The following is an 18,672-nucleotide window of genomic DNA, read 5'->3' on the forward strand; positions in this document are numbered from 1 at the left end:
GGCCCAGGCCGGGGGTTTTGTTTATGGGCAGATTAAATACCTCGCTCCGCCCTTCCCTCGCGCACAGCCCGTCTACACTCGAAACATTCCCCCGAGCCATAACGAGACCGTTATGCCCAGACTGGCGTCCGTGCTTTTTTTGCTGTCACTGATGATCTGGACCGCAACGGCTGACGCGCTGACTCTGACCGATGAAGAACGTAGCTGGCTGGCGGCTCACCCGGACTTGCGCCTGGGTGTCGATGCATCGTGGCCGCCATTTGAGTTCCGGGACGACCAGAACCGTTATCAGGGCCTGGCGGCGGACTATATCGATGTGATCCGTCAGCGCCTGGCGATCAAACTGACACCGATCGAGCCCGTGAGCTGGACGGTGGTGCTCGAACAGGCCAAAAACGGCACAATCGATTTGCTGCCGGGCATCATGTCCACCCCGGAACGCCAGAATTACCTGGCTTTCACCCGCCCCTACCTCGACTTTCCGATCGTCATCCTCGCCCACGTCGGCGGCCCGCAACCGCGCAAGATCGAGGATCTGTACGGGCTGAAGATCGCCGTTGTCGAAAACTATGCCCCTCACGAACTGCTGCGCACGCACCATCCCGACCTGAACCTGGTCGCCATGCCCAATGTCAGCTCGACCCTTCAGGCCCTGGCCACAGATGAAGTAGACGCGGTGGTCGGCGATCTGGCCTCCAGCGTCTGGAGCCTGCGCCAGCTCAAGCTCGACGGGCTGTATGTCAGCGGCGAAACCCCCTATCGCTATCAACTGGCCATGGGGGTGCCACGGGACAAGAAAATGCTGGTGAGCATCCTGGATAAAGTGCTGGCCGACATGTCCCCGGAAGAAATCAGCAGCATTCAGGAACACTGGGTAGGCAACGTCCTCGATCATCGGACATTCTGGTCTGATCTGCTGGTTTACGGTTTACCAGGACTATTGCTGCTGGTGATCATCCTGGCCGTGGTGATCCGCATCAACCGCCGCTTGAGCTCGGAAATTGCCCGACGCATAGACCTCGAGCAGGAACTGCGCAGCAGCGAATACCACTATCGCGGACTGGTGGAGAGCCTGTCGGCCATCGCCTGGGAAGCGCGAATCAGCGATTTCACCTACAGCTACGTTTCGCCCCACGCCGAGGATCTGCTCGGTTATCCACTGTCGCACTGGCTGATACCGGGCTTCTGGCGCAACATCATCCACCCGGCAGACCTGACCCGCGCGCAAAGCTTCTGCGATCACGAAGTCCTTGCCGGGCGCGATCACAGCCTCGATTATCGGGTGATCACCGCTGACGGCCGTTGCTTGTGGGTGCGCGATATCGTCAGCCTGATCGAACACGGTCACGAGCCGGTGATGCGCGGTCTGATGATCGACATCAGCGAAACCAAGCGCACCGAAGAAGCGCTACGTCTGTCAGAGCAGAAATTCGCCTCGGTATTCCAGCAATGCCCGGACATTCTGGTGATTGCGCGGCTGTCCGACGGCTGCCTGCTGGAGGTCAACGAGGCCTTTGAAGAGCAGATCGGGCTGAAAGCCGAAGAAGTCATCGGCCAGACCGCCACCGAACTCAACATCTGGGGCATTCCCGGCGTCGGGCCTGGCCTGCTGCAGCGCCTGCAGGCTGGCAGCATCCGTAACCTGGAGATGCCCTTTCGTCGCAACAATGGCCAGGTGTTCACCGGGCTGATTTCTGCCGAACCATTCGAACTCGACACCACACCGGCGCTGGTCGTGGTGGTGCGCGACATTTCTCCGCTCAAGGAAACCCAGCAACAACTGCAAACCTCCGAAGAGAAGTTCGCCAAGGCCTTCCACGCCTCGCCGGACGGACTGCTGCTGTCGCGTCAGAGCGATGGCCTGCTGCTGGAGGTCAACGAAGGTTTCAGCCGCATCACCGGTTTCAACAGCGCCATGTCGGTGGACCGCTCGGCGCTGGATCTGGGGATCTGGGTCAACCTCAACGAACGTAAACAGATGCTTGATCTGCTGCACCGCGACGGTTTCGTTCGCGATTTCACCTGCCACATCCGCCGCAGTGACGGGCAGATCCGCCTCTGCGAGGTGTCCAGCCGTCCACTGCCGATCGGCGACGAAGACTGCATGCTGACCATCGCCCGGGACATCACCGAGCGCCACCTGATGCAGGAAAAACTGCAACAGGCCGCCACCGTATTCGAGAGCACCGCTGAAGGCGTATTGATCACCGACACTCAACAGCACATCAGTGCGGTGAACCGTGCGTTTACCGAAATCACCGGTTACAGCGAAAGCGAGGCGCTCGGGCATACCCCGCGCCTGCTGGCCTCAGGGCTGCACGACAGCGCGTTTTACGCGGCGATGTGGCATCAGCTGACGGACGAAGGCCACTGGCAAGGCGAGATTTCCAACCGACGCAAGAATGGCGAGCTGTACCCAAGTTGGCTCACCATCAGCGCCGTGCGCAATCGCGACAAGTTCATCACCCACTTCGTCGCGGTATTCGCCGACATCTCCAGCCTCAAGCATGCCCAGGCCAAACTCGATTACCAGGCCCACCACGATCCGCTGACCGGCCTGCCGAATCGCACGCTGTTCGAAAGCCGTCTGCAGATGGCGCTGAACAGCCAGCAGGAAAACGGCAGCCTCGGCGCAGTGCTGTTCCTCGACCTCGACCGCTTCAAGCACATCAACGACAGCCTCGGTCACCCGGTTGGCGACCTGCTGCTCAAGGGCATCGCCGTACGCCTCAAAGAACAACTGCGCGATATCGATACCGTGGCGCGGCTGGGGGGCGACGAATTCATCATCCTGCTGCCCGGCCTGCAACAGGCCGGTGATGCCGACAACATTGCCACCAAACTGCTGAACTGCTTCGGCGCACCGTTCCAGGCGGGCGAGCATGAGTTTTTCATCAGCGCCAGCATCGGCACCAGTCTTTATCCCCGTGACGGCTGTGACGTCGCCACCCTGATCAAGAACGCCGACGCGGCGATGTACCGCTCCAAGGCCAAGGGCCGCAACCGTGTCGAAAGCTACACCCGCGACCTCACCGCCCAGGCCAGCGAGCGGGTGGCGTTGGAACATGAGCTGCGTCGGGCTATCGAACGCGAGGAGTTGTACCTCTACTACCAACCGAAAATCAGCCTCGACGATCACTCTCTGGTCGGCGCCGAAGCCCTGATCCGCTGGCGCCACCCGACCTTCGGCGAGGTGCCTCCGGAGCACTTCATACCGTTGGCGGAAGAGAACGGCATGATCCTGCAAATCGGCGACTGGGTGCTGGAAACCGCCTGCCGGCAGATGTTCGAGTGGAACCAGATTTACGAATCCCTGGGCCCACTGTCGGTCAACCTGGCCGGCGCACAACTGCGCCAGCCGAACCTGCTGGGACGCATCGAACAACTGCTCAAGGACAACCGCCTCAGGCCGGATTTACTGCAACTGGAAATTACCGAAAACTTCATCATGAGCCAGGCCGAAGAAGCCCTGGCGGTGCTGCATCAACTCAAACACCTCGGCGTGCAACTGGCCATCGACGACTTCGGCACCGGTTACTCCTCGCTGAGCTACCTCAAACGCCTGCCGCTGGACATCCTCAAGATCGACCAGTCTTTCGTCCGCGGCCTGCCCGACGACCCGCACGACGCGGCGATTGTCCGCGCCATCATCGCCCTGGGCCGCAGCATGCAATTCACCGTGATCGCCGAGGGCGTGGAAACCCAGGCCCAACAACAATTCCTCGCCGCCGAAGGCTGTGAACAGATCCAGGGCTACATCGTCAGCCTGCCGCTGCCACCCGAGGAATTCGCCGCGACGTTTCTTCGCATAGCCGTATCAGATTTTTCGGATAGCACAGCCGAGAAACCGTCGCTATAATCCGCGGCCTACTGAGGGCCTATAGCTCAGTTGGTTAGAGCAGAGGACTCATAATCCTTTGGTCCACGGTTCAAGTCCGTGTGGGCCCACCAAACATGAAAAAGCCGCGCATATGTGCGGCTTTTTTTCGCCTGTCGTTTGGCGATTACGATATTCAACAACGCAATGTTCGGAAGACTACCGCAAGGTCTGTAGGTAATTTCCCAAGCTATGTTTCTACTCAGTTTTCGGCCTTGTTGGCCTTTTCTCCGAGCGAGTAATCTCCGGGCGCCGCTGCCCGCCAAGGATTACTTTCATGCTCATGAGTGCTGCGCCACTGGTCAAAGAAGCAGGTGGCCAAAAAACATGGATCGACTTAGCTTTGCCCGACCTGCGAACGCTGGCCAGGGAGTTTCGGTCAGCGGTAATCGATGAGGTAAAAAGGGCAGACGATGCGCAAGGCGCCCTCAAGATTCTCCTGGCTCACTTCGGCTTCATCGACGAGGCGCTACTGGCAGTGACCATCCTCACGCCGATCGGAAACGTTGCGGTGATGAGGGACAAGCTCGCCCACATCGTCGAAAAACGCGCTGACTCACGAGAGCGCTACGTTCGGCATGCCATTGATACGCTGACGGGGCCTTTTGAAATTTGGAGAATCCTGTACGACAACGGCGGATACCGCCTAGCCTTCATCAACGCCTACGAGGCAAAGAATGACATGCTCGTCGTGGTGGATGTCAGGCACGGACACGTCCTGTGGAACTTCATGCATGCCCCGGCAAGAGCTATGAACAGGCACCGCCAGGGCGAACTTCTCTACAAGAGATACGTTCTTCAGGACAAACAAAAAGGGGAGCCTGTTGGCTCCCCTTGAGTATTTGAATCCTGATATTGGCATCCTCAGGAAATGGGATGAAGAGGTCTCACCTTACACCGATGTTGCAGCATCGCTGAGGTACCTACGTCCGCTGAAGCCCTGCAAGGCAGCGGATTTCGCGCTCTTGAGGCCATTTTTGATAAAGGCAGCAGGCAAGTCAAATCATTTGTCCGTTCTTTTGTTTCAGTAAAATCCTCCGATCCAGCGACTGCCTGACCCCAGCCGTTCAATCAGCGCCCACAAGCGCCTCGCGTGACGAGCCTGTAACATGCAGCCCCATTGATCCGTACCGCTGGAGCCTGCCCTTGCCCGACATCCGCCCACCCGTGCTTGATGAAATCGACCGCCAGCTGATCGCTGCCCTGCAAATCAACGCCCGTGAAAGCGTGGCAATGCTGGCCAGGCAACTGGGCATCGCACGCACGACCGTAACTTCGCGGCTGGCGCGACTGGAAAAGGCCAAAGTCATCACCGGCTACGGCGTACGTCTGGGCCAACGCGTCGTGGATGGCGGGTTGCAGGCGTATGTCGGGATCAAGGTGCAGCCGCGCTCCGGCAAAGAGGTGTTGCGGCGGTTGAGTGCGATGGCCCAGGTGCAGCAATTGTGTGCAGTGAGTGGCGAATTTGATTACGTGGCGTGGCTGCGTACGGACTCGCCGGAACAGCTCGATCAGCTTCTCGATCAGATCGGCAGCGTAGACGGCGTGGAGAAGACCACGACCTCGATCATCCTCAGCAGCAAAATTGATCGCGGACATCCAGTCTGATCATTATATTCGTCAGATTGCAGCACCAACGCTCAAAACGACGACACTTTGCGTCTTATTAACGTGTTCTACGCTCCCTAGAATGGCTGGCATCTTTTCCTATACTCAGACGCGCATCCTGCGTCGGGTCGCCAGCAAGGTCAGCCATGAACAAGAACAATCGCCATCCTGCAGACGGTAAGAAACCGATCACCATTTTCGGCCCGGACTTTCCTTTCGCCTTCGACGACTGGATCGAACACCCGGCCGGTCTCGGCAGCATTCCCGAGCACAATCACGGCGCCGAAGTGGCGATCGTCGGTGCCGGCATTGCAGGTCTGGTGGCGGCTTACGAGCTGATGAAACTGGGCTTGAAACCCGTCGTTTATGAGGCCTCGAAGCTCGGCGGCCGTTTGCGTTCCCAAGCATTCAACGGCACTGACGGCATCGTCGCCGAGCTCGGCGGCATGCGCTTCCCGGTGTCTTCCACCGCCTTCTATCACTACGTCGACAAACTCGGTCTGGAGACCAAGCCTTTCCCCAACCCGCTGACGCCGGCCTCCGGTAGCACCGTGATCGACCTGGAAGGCAAAACCCACTACGCACAGAGCCTGAAGGATCTTCCTGCACTGTTCCAGGAAGTGGCTGACGCATGGGCCGATGCTCTGGAGGCCGGTTCGCAGTTCGCCGACATCCAGCAAGCGATCCGCGACCGCGACGTGCCACGCCTCAAAGAGCTGTGGAACACCCTGGTGCCGCTGTGGGACGACCGCACGTTCTACGACTTCGTCGCCACGTCGAAAGCCTTCGCCAAACTGTCGTTCCATCACCGCGAAGTGTTCGGCCAGGTCGGTTTCGGTACCGGCGGCTGGGACTCGGACTTCCCCAACTCGATGCTGGAAATCTTCCGTGTGGTGATGACCAACTGCGACGATCACCAGCACCTGGTGGTCGGCGGCGTCGAACAAGTGCCGCAGGGCATCTGGCGTCATGCGCCGGAGCGCTGCGTTCACTGGCCGCAAGGCACTAGCCTCAAGTCGTTGCACCATGGCGCGCCACGTTCCGGGGTGAAGAAAATTGCCCACGCACCTGACGGACGTTTCGCGGTCACCGACAACAATGGCGACACCCGCGAATACGCCGCCGTGCTGACAACCTGCCAGAGCTGGCTGCTGACCACCCAGATCGAATGCGACGAAAGCCTGTTCTCACAAAAAATGTGGATGGCGCTGGACCGCACTCGCTACATGCAATCGTCGAAGACGTTCGTGATGGTCGACCGCCCGTTCTGGAAGGACAAGGACCCGGAAACCGGCCGCGACCTGATGAGCATGACCCTCACCGATCGCCTGACCCGTGGCACCTACCTGTTCGACAACGGCGACGACAAACCGGGCGTGATCTGCCTGTCGTACTCGTGGATGAGCGACGCGCTGAAGATGCTCCCGCACCCGGTGGAAAAACGCGTGAAACTGGCGCTGGATGCGTTGAAGAAAATTTACCCGAAAGTCGACATCGCCGCGCGGATCATCGGCGATCCGATCACCGTGTCGTGGGAAGCCGACCCGCATTTCCTCGGCGCGTTCAAGGGTGCCCTGCCCGGTCACTATCGCTACAACCAGCGCATGTACGCGCATTTCATGCAGGACGACATGCCGGCGGAGCAGCGCGGGATTTTCATCGCCGGCGACGACGTATCGTGGACGCCTGCGTGGGTTGAAGGCGCAGTGCAGACCTCGCTCAACGCGGTGTGGGGAATCATGAAGCACTTCGGCGGGTCCACACATAAAGAGAACCCCGGTCCGGGTGATGTGTTCAACGACATCGGCCCGATCGCCCTGCCCGAGTAAGAGGAATCCCTGATGCGTGTAGCCCTTTACCAATGCCCACCGCTGCCTCTGGAACCCGCCGCCAACCTTCAGCGCCTGCAACAACTGGCGATGGAGGCCAAAGGTGCCGACCTGCTGGTGGTGCCGGAAATGTTCCTGACCGGCTACAACATCGGCAAAGAAGCGGTCGCGACGTTGGCCGAGGTCTACAACGGTGAATGGGCGCAGCAAGTCGGACGGATCGCCAAGGCTGCCGGCCTGGCGATTCTCTACGGGTATCCTGAGCGCACGGCGGATGGGCAAATCTACAACGCCGTGCAGCTAATTGATTCGAACGGCGAGCGCCTGTGCAATTACCGCAAGACGCATCTGTTCGGCGATCTGGATCGTTCGATGTTCAGCCCCGGCGATGGCGAGTTTCCCATCGTCGAACTCAACGGCTGGAAGCTCGGATTCCTGATCTGCTACGACCTGGAGTTCCCGGAGAACGCCCGGCGCCTGGCCCTTGAAGGTGCCGAGCTGATTCTGGTGCCGACGGCGAACATGATTCCTTTCGATTTCATTGCCGATGTTTCCGTGCGCTCCCGCGCTTTCGAAAACCAGTGCTACGTGGCTTACGCCAACTACTGCGGCCACGAAGGCGACATCCATTACTGCGGACAAAGCAGCATTGCCGCGCCGGATGGCAGCCGCATCGCCCAGGCCGGACTGGATGAAGCCTTGATCGTCGGTGAGCTCAATCGCCAGTTGATGGTCGACTCCCGCAGCGCCAACCGCTACTTCAACGACCGCCGCCCCGAACTTTACGACGCGCTCAACAAGCGCTAATCCGCTAGCATTGGCACTTCACTGTTCTGGAAGTGCCCATGCCTGCGCCGACTCATCCCCGCCCCCACACCGAAACCCTGGCCAACGGCTTGCGCGTGACCCTGCGTCACGTGCCCGGCCTGAAGCGCAGTGCCGCCGCGTTGCGGGTGGCTGCCGGTAGTCATGACGTGCCGTTGGCGTGGCCGGGGCTGGCGCATTTCCTTGAGCATTTGCTGTTTCTCGGCACCGAGCGCTTTCCTGCAAGCCAAGGGCTGATGGCCTACGTGCAAGGTCACGGCGGCCAGGTGAATGCCAGCACCCGCGAGCGCACCACCGATTTCTTCTTTGAGTTGCCGCCAGCGTCCTTCAACGGTGGGCTGGAGCGTCTGTCAGACATGCTCACCCATCCCCGTATGAATCCGGACGATCAGTTGCGGGAACGGGAAGTGTTGCAGGCAGAGTTTGTCGCGTGGTCCCAGGACGCCAAAGCTCAGCAGCAAGAGGCGCTGTTCGAGGGATTGTCAGCAGAGCATCCGTTGCGCGGCTTTCATGCAGGGAACCGCGACAGCCTGCCGGTAGAACACGCGGAGTTTCAGCAGGCACTGAAAGACTTCCATCAGCAGTTTTACCGCACCGGGCAGATGACCCTGAGTCTGGTCGGGCCGCAGAGCATTGAAGAGCTGCGAGTGCTGGCCGAGCAGTTTGCCGCCGCGCTGACCGCTGGGGATAAAACTGCACAGGCAGCCCCAGCTCGCTTGATGGACAACCCACAGACAAGTTATCAACAGGTCGGCGAGCGGCGCAGCAATCTGCTGTTTGCGCTGGAGGACCTGCCGGAGTCGTCGGCCGAAGCGTTGGCGTTTCTCTGTCACTGGTTGAACAGCGCCAAACCCGGTGGATTGCTCGCGCATTTGCAGCAGCAGGGTCTCGCGAATGGTTTGCAGGCCTGCGTGCAGTACCAGTTCGCAGGGCAGGCTTTGCTGCATCTTCAGTTCACTGCACCTTGCGGGTCACTCGATGCCATTCGCGAGCAATGGCTGGATTGGCTGAGTTTCTTCGCCGCACAGCAGGACTGGCCGGTATTGCGTGAGGAGTATGCGGCGCTGCATCAACGCCAGCAGCAAGTCTGCGGCGCACTGAATCTGGCGCGGCTCGACAGCGAACAACTCGAAAGCGGCTTGTCCGAATCGGCCGTTGCGGCGCTCAAAGAGATCTTCGACAAAATCGGCACTGTGGATAACTTCAGCGGCCACTGGCATTTGCCCGCTGCCAACCCGTTTCTGCGTACGGCCGAACCACTGGCCAACGCCGGCCTGATCCGTGGCCAGACCAGCGCTCACCGAGGTCTGCGCACGTTTGCTCAGGATCGCTCGCGCACCCGCCGCGAACGCTCCCCAATGCAATTCAGCCAGGCGCTGCCGGATAACGCTGACGAAGGTGCGGTGTATGTGCGCTGGCAGATGGAAGCGGCGGCCACGGCCGACCTGCAAGCGAAACTGCAACGCAGTCTGCGGGAAGTGTCGGATGAAGCACGCCAGGCCGGGGTCGAGCTTTCGTTCAGCACCACGGGCAATCAGTGGTTGTTGAAGGTGACCGGCCTGCAGGACATATTGCCCGGCGTCCTGGAGCATGCGCTGAAACATCTGACACAAGTTGATGCCGTTTCCGCGCGAAGTGAGCCGGAAGAACCGTTGATGCCGATTCGCCAATTGCTCAGGGCATTACCCGAACACGACCTGCAATCGCTAACGACGTCTGACGATGCCGCACACCTGTGGACAACTTCCCGCTGGGACGGTCTGGCGCTGGGACTCAACCCACAGACTCAATCCGCCATGGGCCTGGCCCTGAGTCGCATCCCCGGCATCCCGGACAGTCAATTGCGCACCCCCTCGGCACCTAAGGCCCAATACCTGTGGCAGCAAATCGACAGCGACTCCAGCGAACACGCCTTGCTGCTGTTCTGCCCGACCGCCAGCCACGAAATCGCCGATGAAGCCGCGTGGCGCCTGCTCGCGCACCTGTGCCAGACACCTTTCTACCAACGCCTGCGAGTCGAACTGCAACTCGGTTACGCGGTGTTCAGCGGGTTGCGTCAGATTCATGGCCAGAGCGGATTGCTGTTCGGTGTGCAATCGCCCTCGGCTACCGCCGCGCAATTGCTCGACCACATTCAGCAGTTTCTCGATGGCCTGCCAGCCCTGATCGAACAACTCGATGACGCCAGCCTCACCCAGCAACACCAGACGCTTGCCGATCAGTTCGATGACAGCGCCCTGTCCAGCAAAGATGCGGCCGAGTTCCTGTGGCAGGCCCGACTCGCCGGCCACTCGTCGGATTATCTGGCACAACTGCGCTGCGCCATCGCTCAACTGGATCGCCCGGCATTACTGGCCGCTGCACAACGCCTGATCCGCGCCGAAAGCGGCTGGCACGGCCTGTCCAACAACCTTGCGCCGGGCTCGCCATGGCAAGCGGCAAAATGATCATTACCGGGGCTGCAAGGAGCTTTCTCAAAGATTCACGGGCCAACCCCCTGAAATTTTGAGTAACATAGCCACCTAACTATTTGGAACATCCCTGCGCTGCCGTGGACTATACCTATGGATAGCGCTATCTCACCCACCTGAAAAAGGAGTCACCCGATGGCCTGGACCAAACCTGCTTACACCGACCTGCGCATCGGCTTCGAAGTCACCATGTACTTCGCCAGCCGCTGAGTCCTGCCTCAAGCAGAACACTGCAGTGCAACGCCTCGGCTCGCCGGGGCGTTTTATTTTCAGCGTTGAAATGATGGAGCGTTCATGTTCGTCCAGATTCTGGGTTCGGCCGCCGGTGGCGGTTTTCCGCAGTGGAACTGCAACTGCGTCAATTGCGCCGGTTTTCGCGACGGCAGCCTGAATGCCAAGGCCCGCACCCAATCGTCCATTGCCATCTCCGATGACGGCGTGAACTGGGTGCTGTGCAACGCCTCGCCGGACATCCGCGCGCAGCTTCAGAGCTTCGCCCCGATGCAACCGGGCCGAGCCCTGCGTGACACCGGCATCAGCGCGATCATCCTGATGGACAGCCAGATCGACCACACCACCGGCCTGCTCAGCCTGCGCGAAGGCTGCCCGCATCAGGTCTGGTGCACGGATATGGTCCACGAAGACCTGAGCACCGGTTTCCCGTTGTTCACCATGCTCAAGCACTGGAACGGCGGGCTGGACTGGAACCGCATCGAACTCGACCAGAGCTTCACCGTCGCCGCCTGCCCGAACCTGCGCTTCACCCCGCTGCCGTTGCGCAGCGCCGCACCGCCCTATTCGCCACACCGTTTCGACCCGCACCCGGGCGACAACATTGGCCTGATCGTCGAAGACCTCAGCACCGGCGGCAAACTGTTCTATGCCCCGGGCCTGGGCAAGGTCGACGCGCCGTTGCTGGACATCATGGCCGGCAGCGACTGCGTGCTGGTGGACGGGACGATGTGGGACGACGATGAAATGCAGCGCCGTGGCGTCGGCACCCGCACCGGCCGCGAAATGGGCCACCTGGCGCAGAACGGCCCCGGCGGCATGCTCGAAGTGCTGGAACAGCTTCCCGAGCAGCGCAAGGTGCTTATCCACATCAACAACACCAACCCGATCCTCGACGAAGACTCCCCGGAGCGCGCGGAACTGGTGCGACGCAATGTTGAAGTGGCGTATGACGGCATGAGCATTGTCCTGTAACGAATGCCCCGGAGAACCGCAATGACCGACACCCCGCTGTCCCCCGCCGAATTCGAAGCGGCCCTGCGCGCCAAGGGCGCCTATTACCACATTCATCACCCGTATCACGTGGCGATGTATGAAGGCCGGGCCACCCGCGAGCAGATCCAGGGCTGGGTCGCCAACCGTTTCTACTATCAGGTGAACATCCCCCTGAAAGACGCGGCGATCCTCGCCAACTGCCCGGATCGCGAGATCCGCCGCGAGTGGATTCAGCGCCTGCTCGACCACGACGGCGCCCCAGGTGAAGACGGCGGTATCGAAGCCTGGTTGCGTCTCGGCCAGGCCGTCGGTCTCGATCCGGATCAACTGCGCTCCCAGGAACTGGTGCTGCCCGGCGTGCGCTTCGCGGTCGACGCCTACGTCAATTTCGCCCGCCGCGCCAGTTGGCAGGAAGCCGCCAGCAGCTCTCTGACCGAGCTGTTCGCGCCGCAGATCCACCAGTCGCGTCTCGACAGCTGGCCGCAGCATTACCCGTGGATCGACCCGGCCGGCTACGAATATTTCCGCACCCGTCTCGGTCAGGCCCGGCGTGATGTCGAGCATGGTCTGGCGATCACGCTGGAGCACTACAAGACCCGCGAGGGTCAGGAGCGCATGCTGGAAATTCTCCAGTTCAAACTGGACATCCTTTGGAGCATGCTCGATGCCATGAGCATGGCCTACGAACTGAACCGCCCGCCGTATCACAGCGTCACCGATCAACGGGTCTGGCATAAAGGAATCGCCTTATGAGTTTCGACCGCAGCAAGACCCCGACCTGGCGTCCCGGCTACCGTTTCCAGTACGAACCGGCGCAGAAAGGCCATGTGCTGCTGTACCCGGAAGGCATGATCAAGCTCAATGAAAGCGCCGCGCTGATCGGCGGTCTGATCGACGGTGAGCGGGATGTCGCGGCGATCATCGCCGAACTCGACAGACAGTTCCCCGGCGTGCCCGAGCTCGGTGACGACATCGAGCAATTCATGGAGGTTGCCCGTGCGCAGCACTGGATCGAACTTGCCTGAGTCATCGGTGCAAGTCCCGGCCAAACCGGAAATCGGCCTGCCGCTGTGGCTGCTCGCCGAGCTGACTTACCGCTGCCCGCTGCAATGCCCGTACTGCTCCAATCCGCTGGATTTCGCCGAGCAGGGCAAAGAGCTGAGCACCGAGCAGTGGATCAAGGTTTTTCGCGAAGCGCGGGAGATGGGCGCGGCGCAACTGGGCTTTTCCGGGGGCGAGCCGCTGGTACGCCAGGACCTCGCCGAGCTGATTCGTGAAGCGCGCCAGTTGGGTTTCTACACCAACCTGATCACCTCCGGTATCGGCCTGACCGAGCAGAAGATCAGCGACTTCAAGAAAGCCGGGCTCGACCACATCCAGATCAGTTTCCAGGCCAGCGACGAGCAAGTGAACAACCTGCTCGCCGGCTCGAAAAAGGCCTTCGCGCAGAAACTGGAAATGGCCCGCGCCGTGAAGGCACACGGCTATCCGATGGTGCTTAACTTTGTCACCCATCGGCACAACATCGACAAGATCGACCGCATCATCGAGCTGTGCATCGCGCTCGAAGCGGACTTCGTCGAGCTCGCCACCTGCCAGTTCTACGGCTGGGCGCAGCTCAATCGTGTCGGCCTGTTGCCGACCAAGGAACAACTGGTCCGCGCCGAACGCATCACCAATGAATACCGCGCCAAACTGGAAGCCGAAGGGCATCCGTGCAAGCTGATTTTCGTCACCCCGGACTACTACGAGGAGCGCCCGAAAGCCTGCATGAACGGCTGGGGCAGCCTGTTTCTGACGGTCACGCCGGACGGCACTGCCCTGCCCTGTCATGGCGCCCGACAGCTGCCGGTACAATTTCCCAATGTGCGCGACCACAGCATGCAGCACATCTGGTATGACTCGTTCGGTTTCAACCGCTTTCGTGGTTATGACTGGATGCCCGAGCCGTGCCGTTCCTGCGACGAAAAGGAACAGGACTTTGGCGGCTGCCGCTGCCAGGCGTTCATGCTCACCGGCGATGCCAGCAATGCCGACCCGGTGTGCAGCAAGTCCGAACATCACGGTGTGATCCTCAAGGCCCGCGAAGAAGCCGAGCACGCCACCCAGACCATCGAACAACTGGCCTTTCGCAATGAACGAAACTCGCGCCTCATCGCCAAAGGCTGAGCCTTTCAGCGCCACTGCCGCGGTTGCCGCCGGCGTGGATTTCGCCGAATTGCAGCTCGGTGCCCATGGCTTGTTCTGGAATGAATACCGCCCCGCAGACGCCGCATGCCGGATCTGGCACTGGCGCGAAGGCGCGGCGAAATGTCTGACGCCTGCGGGCTTCAGCGTGCGCAGCCGGGTGTACGAATATGGTGGTGGGGCGTTTTGTCTGACGCCTGATGGAGTGGTTTTCGTCAACGAGGCGGATCAACAGCTGTATCGCCAGACGTTGGATGGAGAGCCCGAGGTTCTGACGTCGGGCGAGTGCCGATACGGTGATCTGCACTTTGCCAACGGGCAGGTGCTGGCCGTTGAAGAGAACGGTGATCGCCATCGGCTAGTGGCCATCGATCTGGCGACTGGTGCCCGCCATAGGCTGGCTGAAGGCGCGGATTTCTACGCCTCGCCAATCATCAGCCCGGATGGTCAGCACCTGGCGTGGATCGAGTGGAGCCGCCCGCATCAACCGTGGACGTCCACCCGTTTGATGCTCGCCGAGCGCACAGGTAATGGATTTTCTGCCCCACGTTGCGTGGCCGGTGAAACGATTGAAGAGTCGATCCAGCAACCGCGCTTCGATGCCAATGGCCGACTGGGCTGCCTGACCGACCGTAACGGATATTGGCAGCTGTGGAGCGAGTCTGCAGACGGCTTGCAACCGTTACCTTGCGCTCCGGCCGATCACGCGCCGGCCCCATGGCAACTCGGCGGCTGCACCTGGCTGCCCACCGACGAAGACTTTTTGGCGAGCTGGAGCGAAGGCGGTTTTGGTCGTCTGGCACTCAACGGCGAAGACTTCACCGGCGACTACAGTCGCTTCCGTCATCTGGCTGTCGATGATCAGTTCATTTACTGCATCGCCGCCTCACCGATCAGCCCTTCAGCGGTACTCGCCATCGATCGCGAGTCGCGTGAAGTGAAAGTGCTGGCCGGCGGCATTGCACCGCTGCCTGCCGAGCGCATCAGCCGCCCGCAAACCCTGCGCTATCCCAGCGGTTCGGGTGAAGCGCACGGCTTCTTTTACCCGTCCACAAGTGGCGATGAGAAACCGCCGCTGGTGGTGTTCATCCACGGCGGCCCGACGTCAGCGTGCTACCCGATGCTCGACCCGCGCATCCAGTACTGGGCGCAACGCGGCTTCGCCGTCGCCGACCTCAACTACCGCGGCAGCAGCGGCTACGGCCGGGAGTATCGGCAAGCATTGCATCTGAGCTGGGGCGCGGTGGATGTCGAGGATGCCTGCGCAGTGGTGGCCTATCTGGCTGAACGCGGCATGATCGACGGCGAGCGTGCATTCATCCGTGGCGGCAGCGCCGGCGGCTACACAACGTTGTGTGCCCTGGCGTTCCATCACGTGTTCCGCGCCGGCGCCAGCCTGTATGGCGTCAGTGACCCGGTCGCCCTGGGCCGCGCGACACACAAGTTCGAAGGCGATTATCTGGACTGGCTGATCGGCGATCCCGAGCAAGATGCCGAACGCTATGCGGCCCGCACGCCGTTGCTGCACGCAGGCAACATTCGCGTACCGGTGATTTTCTTCCAGGGTGAACTGGACGCCGTGGTCGTGCCGCAACAGAGCCGCGACATGGTCGCGGCTCTGGAGCAAAACGGCATTGAGGTCGAAGCGCATTACTACGCCGACGAACGTCACGGCTTCCGCCGGGCCGTCAATCAGGCCCATGCGCTGGAGCAGGAGTGGCGCTTCTACCGGCGAGTGATGGGTCTGGCGGACTGAAGCTCAGCGCTTGGCGATGATGTACACCGCATGCACGATCCCCGGGATGTAACCGCACAGCGTCAGCAGAATGTTCAGCCAGAACGCACCGCCGAACCCGACCTGCAGAAACACACCCAGTGGCGGCAACAGAATGGCGATGATGATTCGAATGAAGTCCATGGGGCAGCTCCTGATTGGGGGTTGGCTCGACTGAGCCATACAAGCTAATCGACCTGTGCCGTTTGTCAGGGTTCAGTACAACCCGCGATCTCGCCATTTGAATGCCATTACCCGGCCACAAAAAAACGCCCCACGCCAAAAGAATCAGGCGTGGGGCGTGCGTTATACCGCGAGACGGTTCTTGAATTCGGGTGGGAAACTTCAGGTCAGACGGCAATCCCTTTGCGGCATTGCAGTTGCGCGGTGCGTACCCGGGAAAAGGCACGGGCCAAGCGCAGGAGCATCTCGTCGATATTGGCCTTGCTGACGGTAAGCGCCGGGGTGAAGCGCAGGCAGTTGGCCTGCGGGGCGTTGAGCAGCAAACCTTCATGGAGCGCAGCTTTGACGACGGCCTCGGCAGAGTCTTCCGACAGGGTCAGTCCCCAAAACAGCCCTTGCCCGCGCAACTCGCCATGTTCATAACGATGCGCCAGACGAGCGAGCCCTTCGCGCAGATGCCGGCCGTTGTCCCGGATCTGTTCGAGGAATGCGCGGTCCTGCACGCTGTCTAGCACCACCAGCCCTGCAGCGGTCATCAGCGCGTTGCCGTGATGAGTACCGCCCAACTCGCCGGAGTCGAAACAGCAGGCCTTGCCTCGCGCCAACAATGCAGCCAGTGGCACGCCACCGCCGAGGCCTTTGCCGAGCACGACGATATCGGCGCGCACGCCGTAGGATTGTTCGGCGAGCAAGGTGCCGCAGCGGCCGATGCCGGTCTGCACCTCGTCAAGGATCAGCAGAATCCCCAACTCACGGCACAGACGTTCAACACCCTTGAGGTAATGCTCGGTCGCTGGAATCACACCGGCATCGCTCTGGATCGGTTCGAGCATGATCGCCACGGTCTGCGCATCGACCGCTGCATGCAGCGCTGGCAGGTCATTGAACGGCACCAGATCAAAGCCCGGCAGCAGCGGCGCAAAGCGATTGTGCAGGTTGCAACTGTCCGACGCCGAAATCGTCGCCAGACTACGTCCGTGGCAGCCTTGTCTGGCGACAATGATCCGCGAGGCACCACCGCGATGCAGTTGACCCCATTTACGCGCCAGCTTGATTGCGGCTTCACAGGCTTCGCTGCCACTGTTGAGCAAATATGCTTGATCGCTTGAGGTACTGGCACACAGACGCTCGGCGAGGCTGAGCATGCCGCGATTGTGCAGATTGAAGCCGGGATTGATCAAGGCCTGGGCCTGGCTGGCGATGGCTTTGACCAGTGCCGAAGGGCTGTGACCGAGGCTGTTAGCGCCACCGGCCTGGGAAAAGTCCAGATAGGCGCGGTCATTGCTGTCCCACAACCAGGAACCCTGGCCGCGAACAAATACCTGTTGCGGGCGTTCGACGCTGGGCATCAGGCGCTCGGCATTCAGGCCATCAGCGGCGTCCGATTCATGGGTTTCAAAAGCCAGGTCATCGAGGCTTGGTGTCTGGCGCCGCAGGCTGAACAGATTCATTGAAAAAAAACTCGATTGAGGTTTTTTGAACTGCCTATGTAATCGTTATCGAAACAATCGCTGGTCATTGCCCTTTCCGGCCCTGTAAGCCCCGTGGATGCGGTTAGACTAGGCTCACACACGGCCGCCGGCCATTTCGATTTCCCAGCATTTTCGATAAGTGTTACTTATGGATTTCAAACAACTGCGGTATTTCGTCGCGGTCTACGAAGAAGGTCACGTCGGGCGTGCCGCCGAACGTCTGTCGATCTCCCAACCGGCGCTGTCCCAGCAGATCCGCCACCTGGAACAGAACCTCGACGTGACCCTGTTCGAACGCAGCAGCAAGCGCCTGCTGCCGACCCTCGCCGCCCATACGCTGTACAACCACGCCCTGCCACTGCTCGACGGCATGCAACGCGCGCGTGAGGCGCTGGGCAACTTCAAGGGTCAGGCGCTGCGCACACTGGCGATCGGTGTGCTGCAAACCGTGCACACCAGCCTGGTGCCGCAAATGCTTGAGCGGGTGCGCAAGGCCCAGCCGCATCTGGTGGTGCAGATTTATGAATTGACGGGGCTGGAGATCGAGCGGCGCCTGCTCAATGGCTCGCTGGACATTGGCATCAGTTATCTGCCGCCACGCCAGCCCGGGCTGCACGGCGTGATGCTGTACGAAGATGAACTGACGCTGGTCATCCCGGCGGATCATCCGCTGCGTGAATTCAAGAAGGTTTCAATGAGCCAGGCCGCCGAACTGCCGATGTTGCTGCTGGGTGAAGAATTCCAGATCCGCCAGATCTGGCAGGCGCAACTGGCCAGCCTTGGACGCCGCCCACAAGTGCAGGCGGAACTGAACAATATGGTGGGGATTCTCGACAGCCTGCCGCACACACGTCTGGCGACGGTGCTGCCCGGTCGTTCGCAAAAGGAGTACGACGATCAGGATCTACTGTGGAAACCGCTAAGTGAGCCGCGTGTGCCGTTGAAGGTCGGGCTGGTATGTCGCGACGTACAACGCCAGCAGGCGCCATTGGCCTTGCTGCGAACCTTGCTGGAAGAGGTGATGCAGCGCGAGGACAAACCGCTCAAAGGCGCGCCGGCCATGGATCCGCTGAGCTGAAAACTTTTCTGCGGGCAAAAGAAAACCCCGCCGAAGCGGGGCTTTGCAGACTGTTTCCCTGACATCCATTTCACTCCGCCACCCTGGCAGAATCCTACGTGTCCGTGTTGTTGCTTTGCGCTTCCTGCGCGACGTCCATGA

Annotated in this window: 15 protein-coding genes and 1 tRNA gene; 14 read left to right on the top strand and 2 right to left on the bottom strand. The window is 60.7% G+C overall.

The window, feature by feature from the left end:
* The first annotated feature begins 112 nt into the window (after positions 1 to 112).
* The 13 genes from AC1RMX_RS00260 to AC1RMX_RS00320 all read left to right on the top strand — a co-directional run bounded on the left by AC1RMX_RS00260 (position 113) and on the right by AC1RMX_RS00320 (position 15,780).
* Positions 113 to 3,859: an EAL domain-containing protein gene (locus tag AC1RMX_RS00260; protein WP_493070000.1), complete on the top strand. Its 3,747-nt coding sequence runs from the start codon at positions 113 to 115 to the stop codon at positions 3,857 to 3,859.
* A gap of 15 nt (positions 3,860 to 3,874) precedes the next feature.
* Positions 3,875 to 3,951: transfer RNA gene (locus AC1RMX_RS00265), tRNA-Ile, on the top strand.
* A 203-nt stretch (positions 3,952 to 4,154) separates the two neighbouring features.
* Complete coding sequence (locus AC1RMX_RS00270) at positions 4,155 to 4,715, top strand: PBECR2 nuclease fold domain-containing protein (protein WP_493070002.1); 561 nt, start codon at positions 4,155 to 4,157, stop codon at positions 4,713 to 4,715.
* A 308-nt stretch (positions 4,716 to 5,023) separates the two neighbouring features.
* The gene (locus AC1RMX_RS00275; RefSeq protein WP_007959884.1) at positions 5,024 to 5,485 is read left to right on the top strand and encodes an Lrp/AsnC family transcriptional regulator; all 462 of its coding nucleotides are present in this window, start codon (positions 5,024 to 5,026) and stop codon (positions 5,483 to 5,485) included.
* A 146-nt stretch (positions 5,486 to 5,631) separates the two neighbouring features.
* Positions 5,632 to 7,314 (top strand): flavin monoamine oxidase family protein, encoded by a 1,683-nt coding sequence (locus tag AC1RMX_RS00280; protein WP_493070004.1) that lies wholly within the window; start codon positions 5,632 to 5,634, stop codon positions 7,312 to 7,314.
* A gap of 12 nt (positions 7,315 to 7,326) precedes the next feature.
* Entirely contained in the window at positions 7,327 to 8,121 is a 795-nt protein-coding gene (locus AC1RMX_RS00285; RefSeq protein ID WP_493065747.1) for a carbon-nitrogen hydrolase family protein, read from the top strand.
* Positions 8,122 to 8,159: 38 nt separating this feature from the next.
* Positions 8,160 to 10,586: a pyrroloquinoline quinone biosynthesis protein PqqF gene (gene pqqF, locus AC1RMX_RS00290; RefSeq protein ID WP_493070006.1), complete on the top strand. Its 2,427-nt coding sequence runs from the start codon at positions 8,160 to 8,162 to the stop codon at positions 10,584 to 10,586.
* A gap of 159 nt (positions 10,587 to 10,745) precedes the next feature.
* Positions 10,746 to 10,820, top strand: coding sequence for a pyrroloquinoline quinone precursor peptide PqqA (pqqA, locus tag AC1RMX_RS00295; RefSeq protein ID WP_003444522.1), 75 nt, complete (start codon positions 10,746 to 10,748; stop codon positions 10,818 to 10,820).
* 84 nt (positions 10,821 to 10,904) lie between these two features.
* A complete protein-coding gene (gene pqqB / locus AC1RMX_RS00300) occupies positions 10,905 to 11,816 on the top strand; it encodes a pyrroloquinoline quinone biosynthesis protein PqqB (protein ID WP_493065745.1) in 912 nt (303 codons plus the stop codon).
* A gap of 21 nt (positions 11,817 to 11,837) precedes the next feature.
* Complete coding sequence (gene pqqC / locus AC1RMX_RS00305; RefSeq protein WP_011336228.1) at positions 11,838 to 12,590, top strand: pyrroloquinoline-quinone synthase PqqC; 753 nt, start codon at positions 11,838 to 11,840, stop codon at positions 12,588 to 12,590.
* A complete protein-coding gene (gene pqqD / locus AC1RMX_RS00310) occupies positions 12,587 to 12,862 on the top strand; it encodes a pyrroloquinoline quinone biosynthesis peptide chaperone PqqD (protein WP_007959876.1) in 276 nt (91 codons plus the stop codon). Before pqqC ends, pqqD begins: the two co-directional genes overlap by 4 nt.
* Positions 12,863 to 12,869: 7 nt before the next feature.
* Entirely contained in the window at positions 12,870 to 14,006 is a 1,137-nt protein-coding gene (gene pqqE / locus AC1RMX_RS00315) for a pyrroloquinoline quinone biosynthesis protein PqqE (protein ID WP_371807421.1), read from the top strand.
* Positions 13,972 to 15,780 (top strand): S9 family peptidase, encoded by a 1,809-nt coding sequence (locus tag AC1RMX_RS00320; protein ID WP_493070008.1) that lies wholly within the window; start codon positions 13,972 to 13,974, stop codon positions 15,778 to 15,780. The genes pqqE and AC1RMX_RS00320 overlap by 35 nt, the downstream gene beginning before the upstream one ends.
* A gap of 3 nt (positions 15,781 to 15,783) precedes the next feature.
* On the opposite strand, the gene AC1RMX_RS00325 is transcribed toward AC1RMX_RS00320, so the two are convergent.
* Positions 15,784 to 15,942: a YqaE/Pmp3 family membrane protein gene (locus AC1RMX_RS00325; RefSeq protein ID WP_003228885.1), complete on the bottom strand. Its 159-nt coding sequence runs from the start codon at positions 15,940 to 15,942 to the stop codon at positions 15,784 to 15,786.
* Between the two features lie 206 nt (positions 15,943 to 16,148).
* On the bottom strand, positions 16,149 to 17,432 hold the full coding sequence (locus AC1RMX_RS00330; RefSeq protein ID WP_493070010.1) for an aspartate aminotransferase family protein: 1,284 nt from the start codon (positions 17,430 to 17,432) through the stop codon (positions 16,149 to 16,151).
* 169 nt (positions 17,433 to 17,601) lie between these two features.
* Between AC1RMX_RS00330 and AC1RMX_RS00335 the strand changes: the two genes are divergently transcribed.
* Positions 17,602 to 18,531, top strand: a complete 930-nt coding sequence (locus AC1RMX_RS00335; RefSeq protein WP_192559142.1) for a LysR family transcriptional regulator — start codon at positions 17,602 to 17,604, stop codon at positions 18,529 to 18,531.
* Positions 18,532 to 18,672 lie beyond the last annotated feature (141 nt).

The sequence above is a fragment of the Pseudomonas sp. GW822-FHT03F04 genome (assembly GCF_058801405.1).

Bases quoted from the DNA above. Each gene is read 5' to 3' on its own strand.
- pqqD (WP_007959876.1), top strand. From the start codon at position 12,587: ATGAGTTTCGACCGCAGCAAGACCCCGACCTGGCGTCCCGGCTACCGT.
- AC1RMX_RS00335 (WP_192559142.1), top strand. From the start codon at position 17,602: ATGGATTTCAAACAACTGCGGTATTTCGTCGCGGTCTACGAAGAAGGT.
- AC1RMX_RS00330 (WP_493070010.1), bottom strand. From the start codon at position 17,432: ATGAATCTGTTCAGCCTGCGGCGCCAGACACCAAGCCTCGATGACCTG.
- pqqC (WP_011336228.1), top strand. From the start codon at position 11,838: ATGACCGACACCCCGCTGTCCCCCGCCGAATTCGAAGCGGCCCTGCGC.
- AC1RMX_RS00325 (WP_003228885.1), bottom strand. From the start codon at position 15,942: ATGGACTTCATTCGAATCATCATCGCCATTCTGTTGCCGCCACTGGGT.
- AC1RMX_RS00320 (WP_493070008.1), top strand. From the start codon at position 13,972: ATGAACGAAACTCGCGCCTCATCGCCAAAGGCTGAGCCTTTCAGCGCC.
- AC1RMX_RS00270 (WP_493070002.1), top strand. From the start codon at position 4,155: ATGCTCATGAGTGCTGCGCCACTGGTCAAAGAAGCAGGTGGCCAAAAA.
- AC1RMX_RS00280 (WP_493070004.1), top strand. From the start codon at position 5,632: ATGAACAAGAACAATCGCCATCCTGCAGACGGTAAGAAACCGATCACC.
- pqqB (WP_493065745.1), top strand. From the start codon at position 10,905: ATGTTCGTCCAGATTCTGGGTTCGGCCGCCGGTGGCGGTTTTCCGCAG.
- AC1RMX_RS00285 (WP_493065747.1), top strand. From the start codon at position 7,327: ATGCGTGTAGCCCTTTACCAATGCCCACCGCTGCCTCTGGAACCCGCC.
- AC1RMX_RS00260 (WP_493070000.1), top strand. From the start codon at position 113: ATGCCCAGACTGGCGTCCGTGCTTTTTTTGCTGTCACTGATGATCTGG.
- pqqF (WP_493070006.1), top strand. From the start codon at position 8,160: ATGCCTGCGCCGACTCATCCCCGCCCCCACACCGAAACCCTGGCCAAC.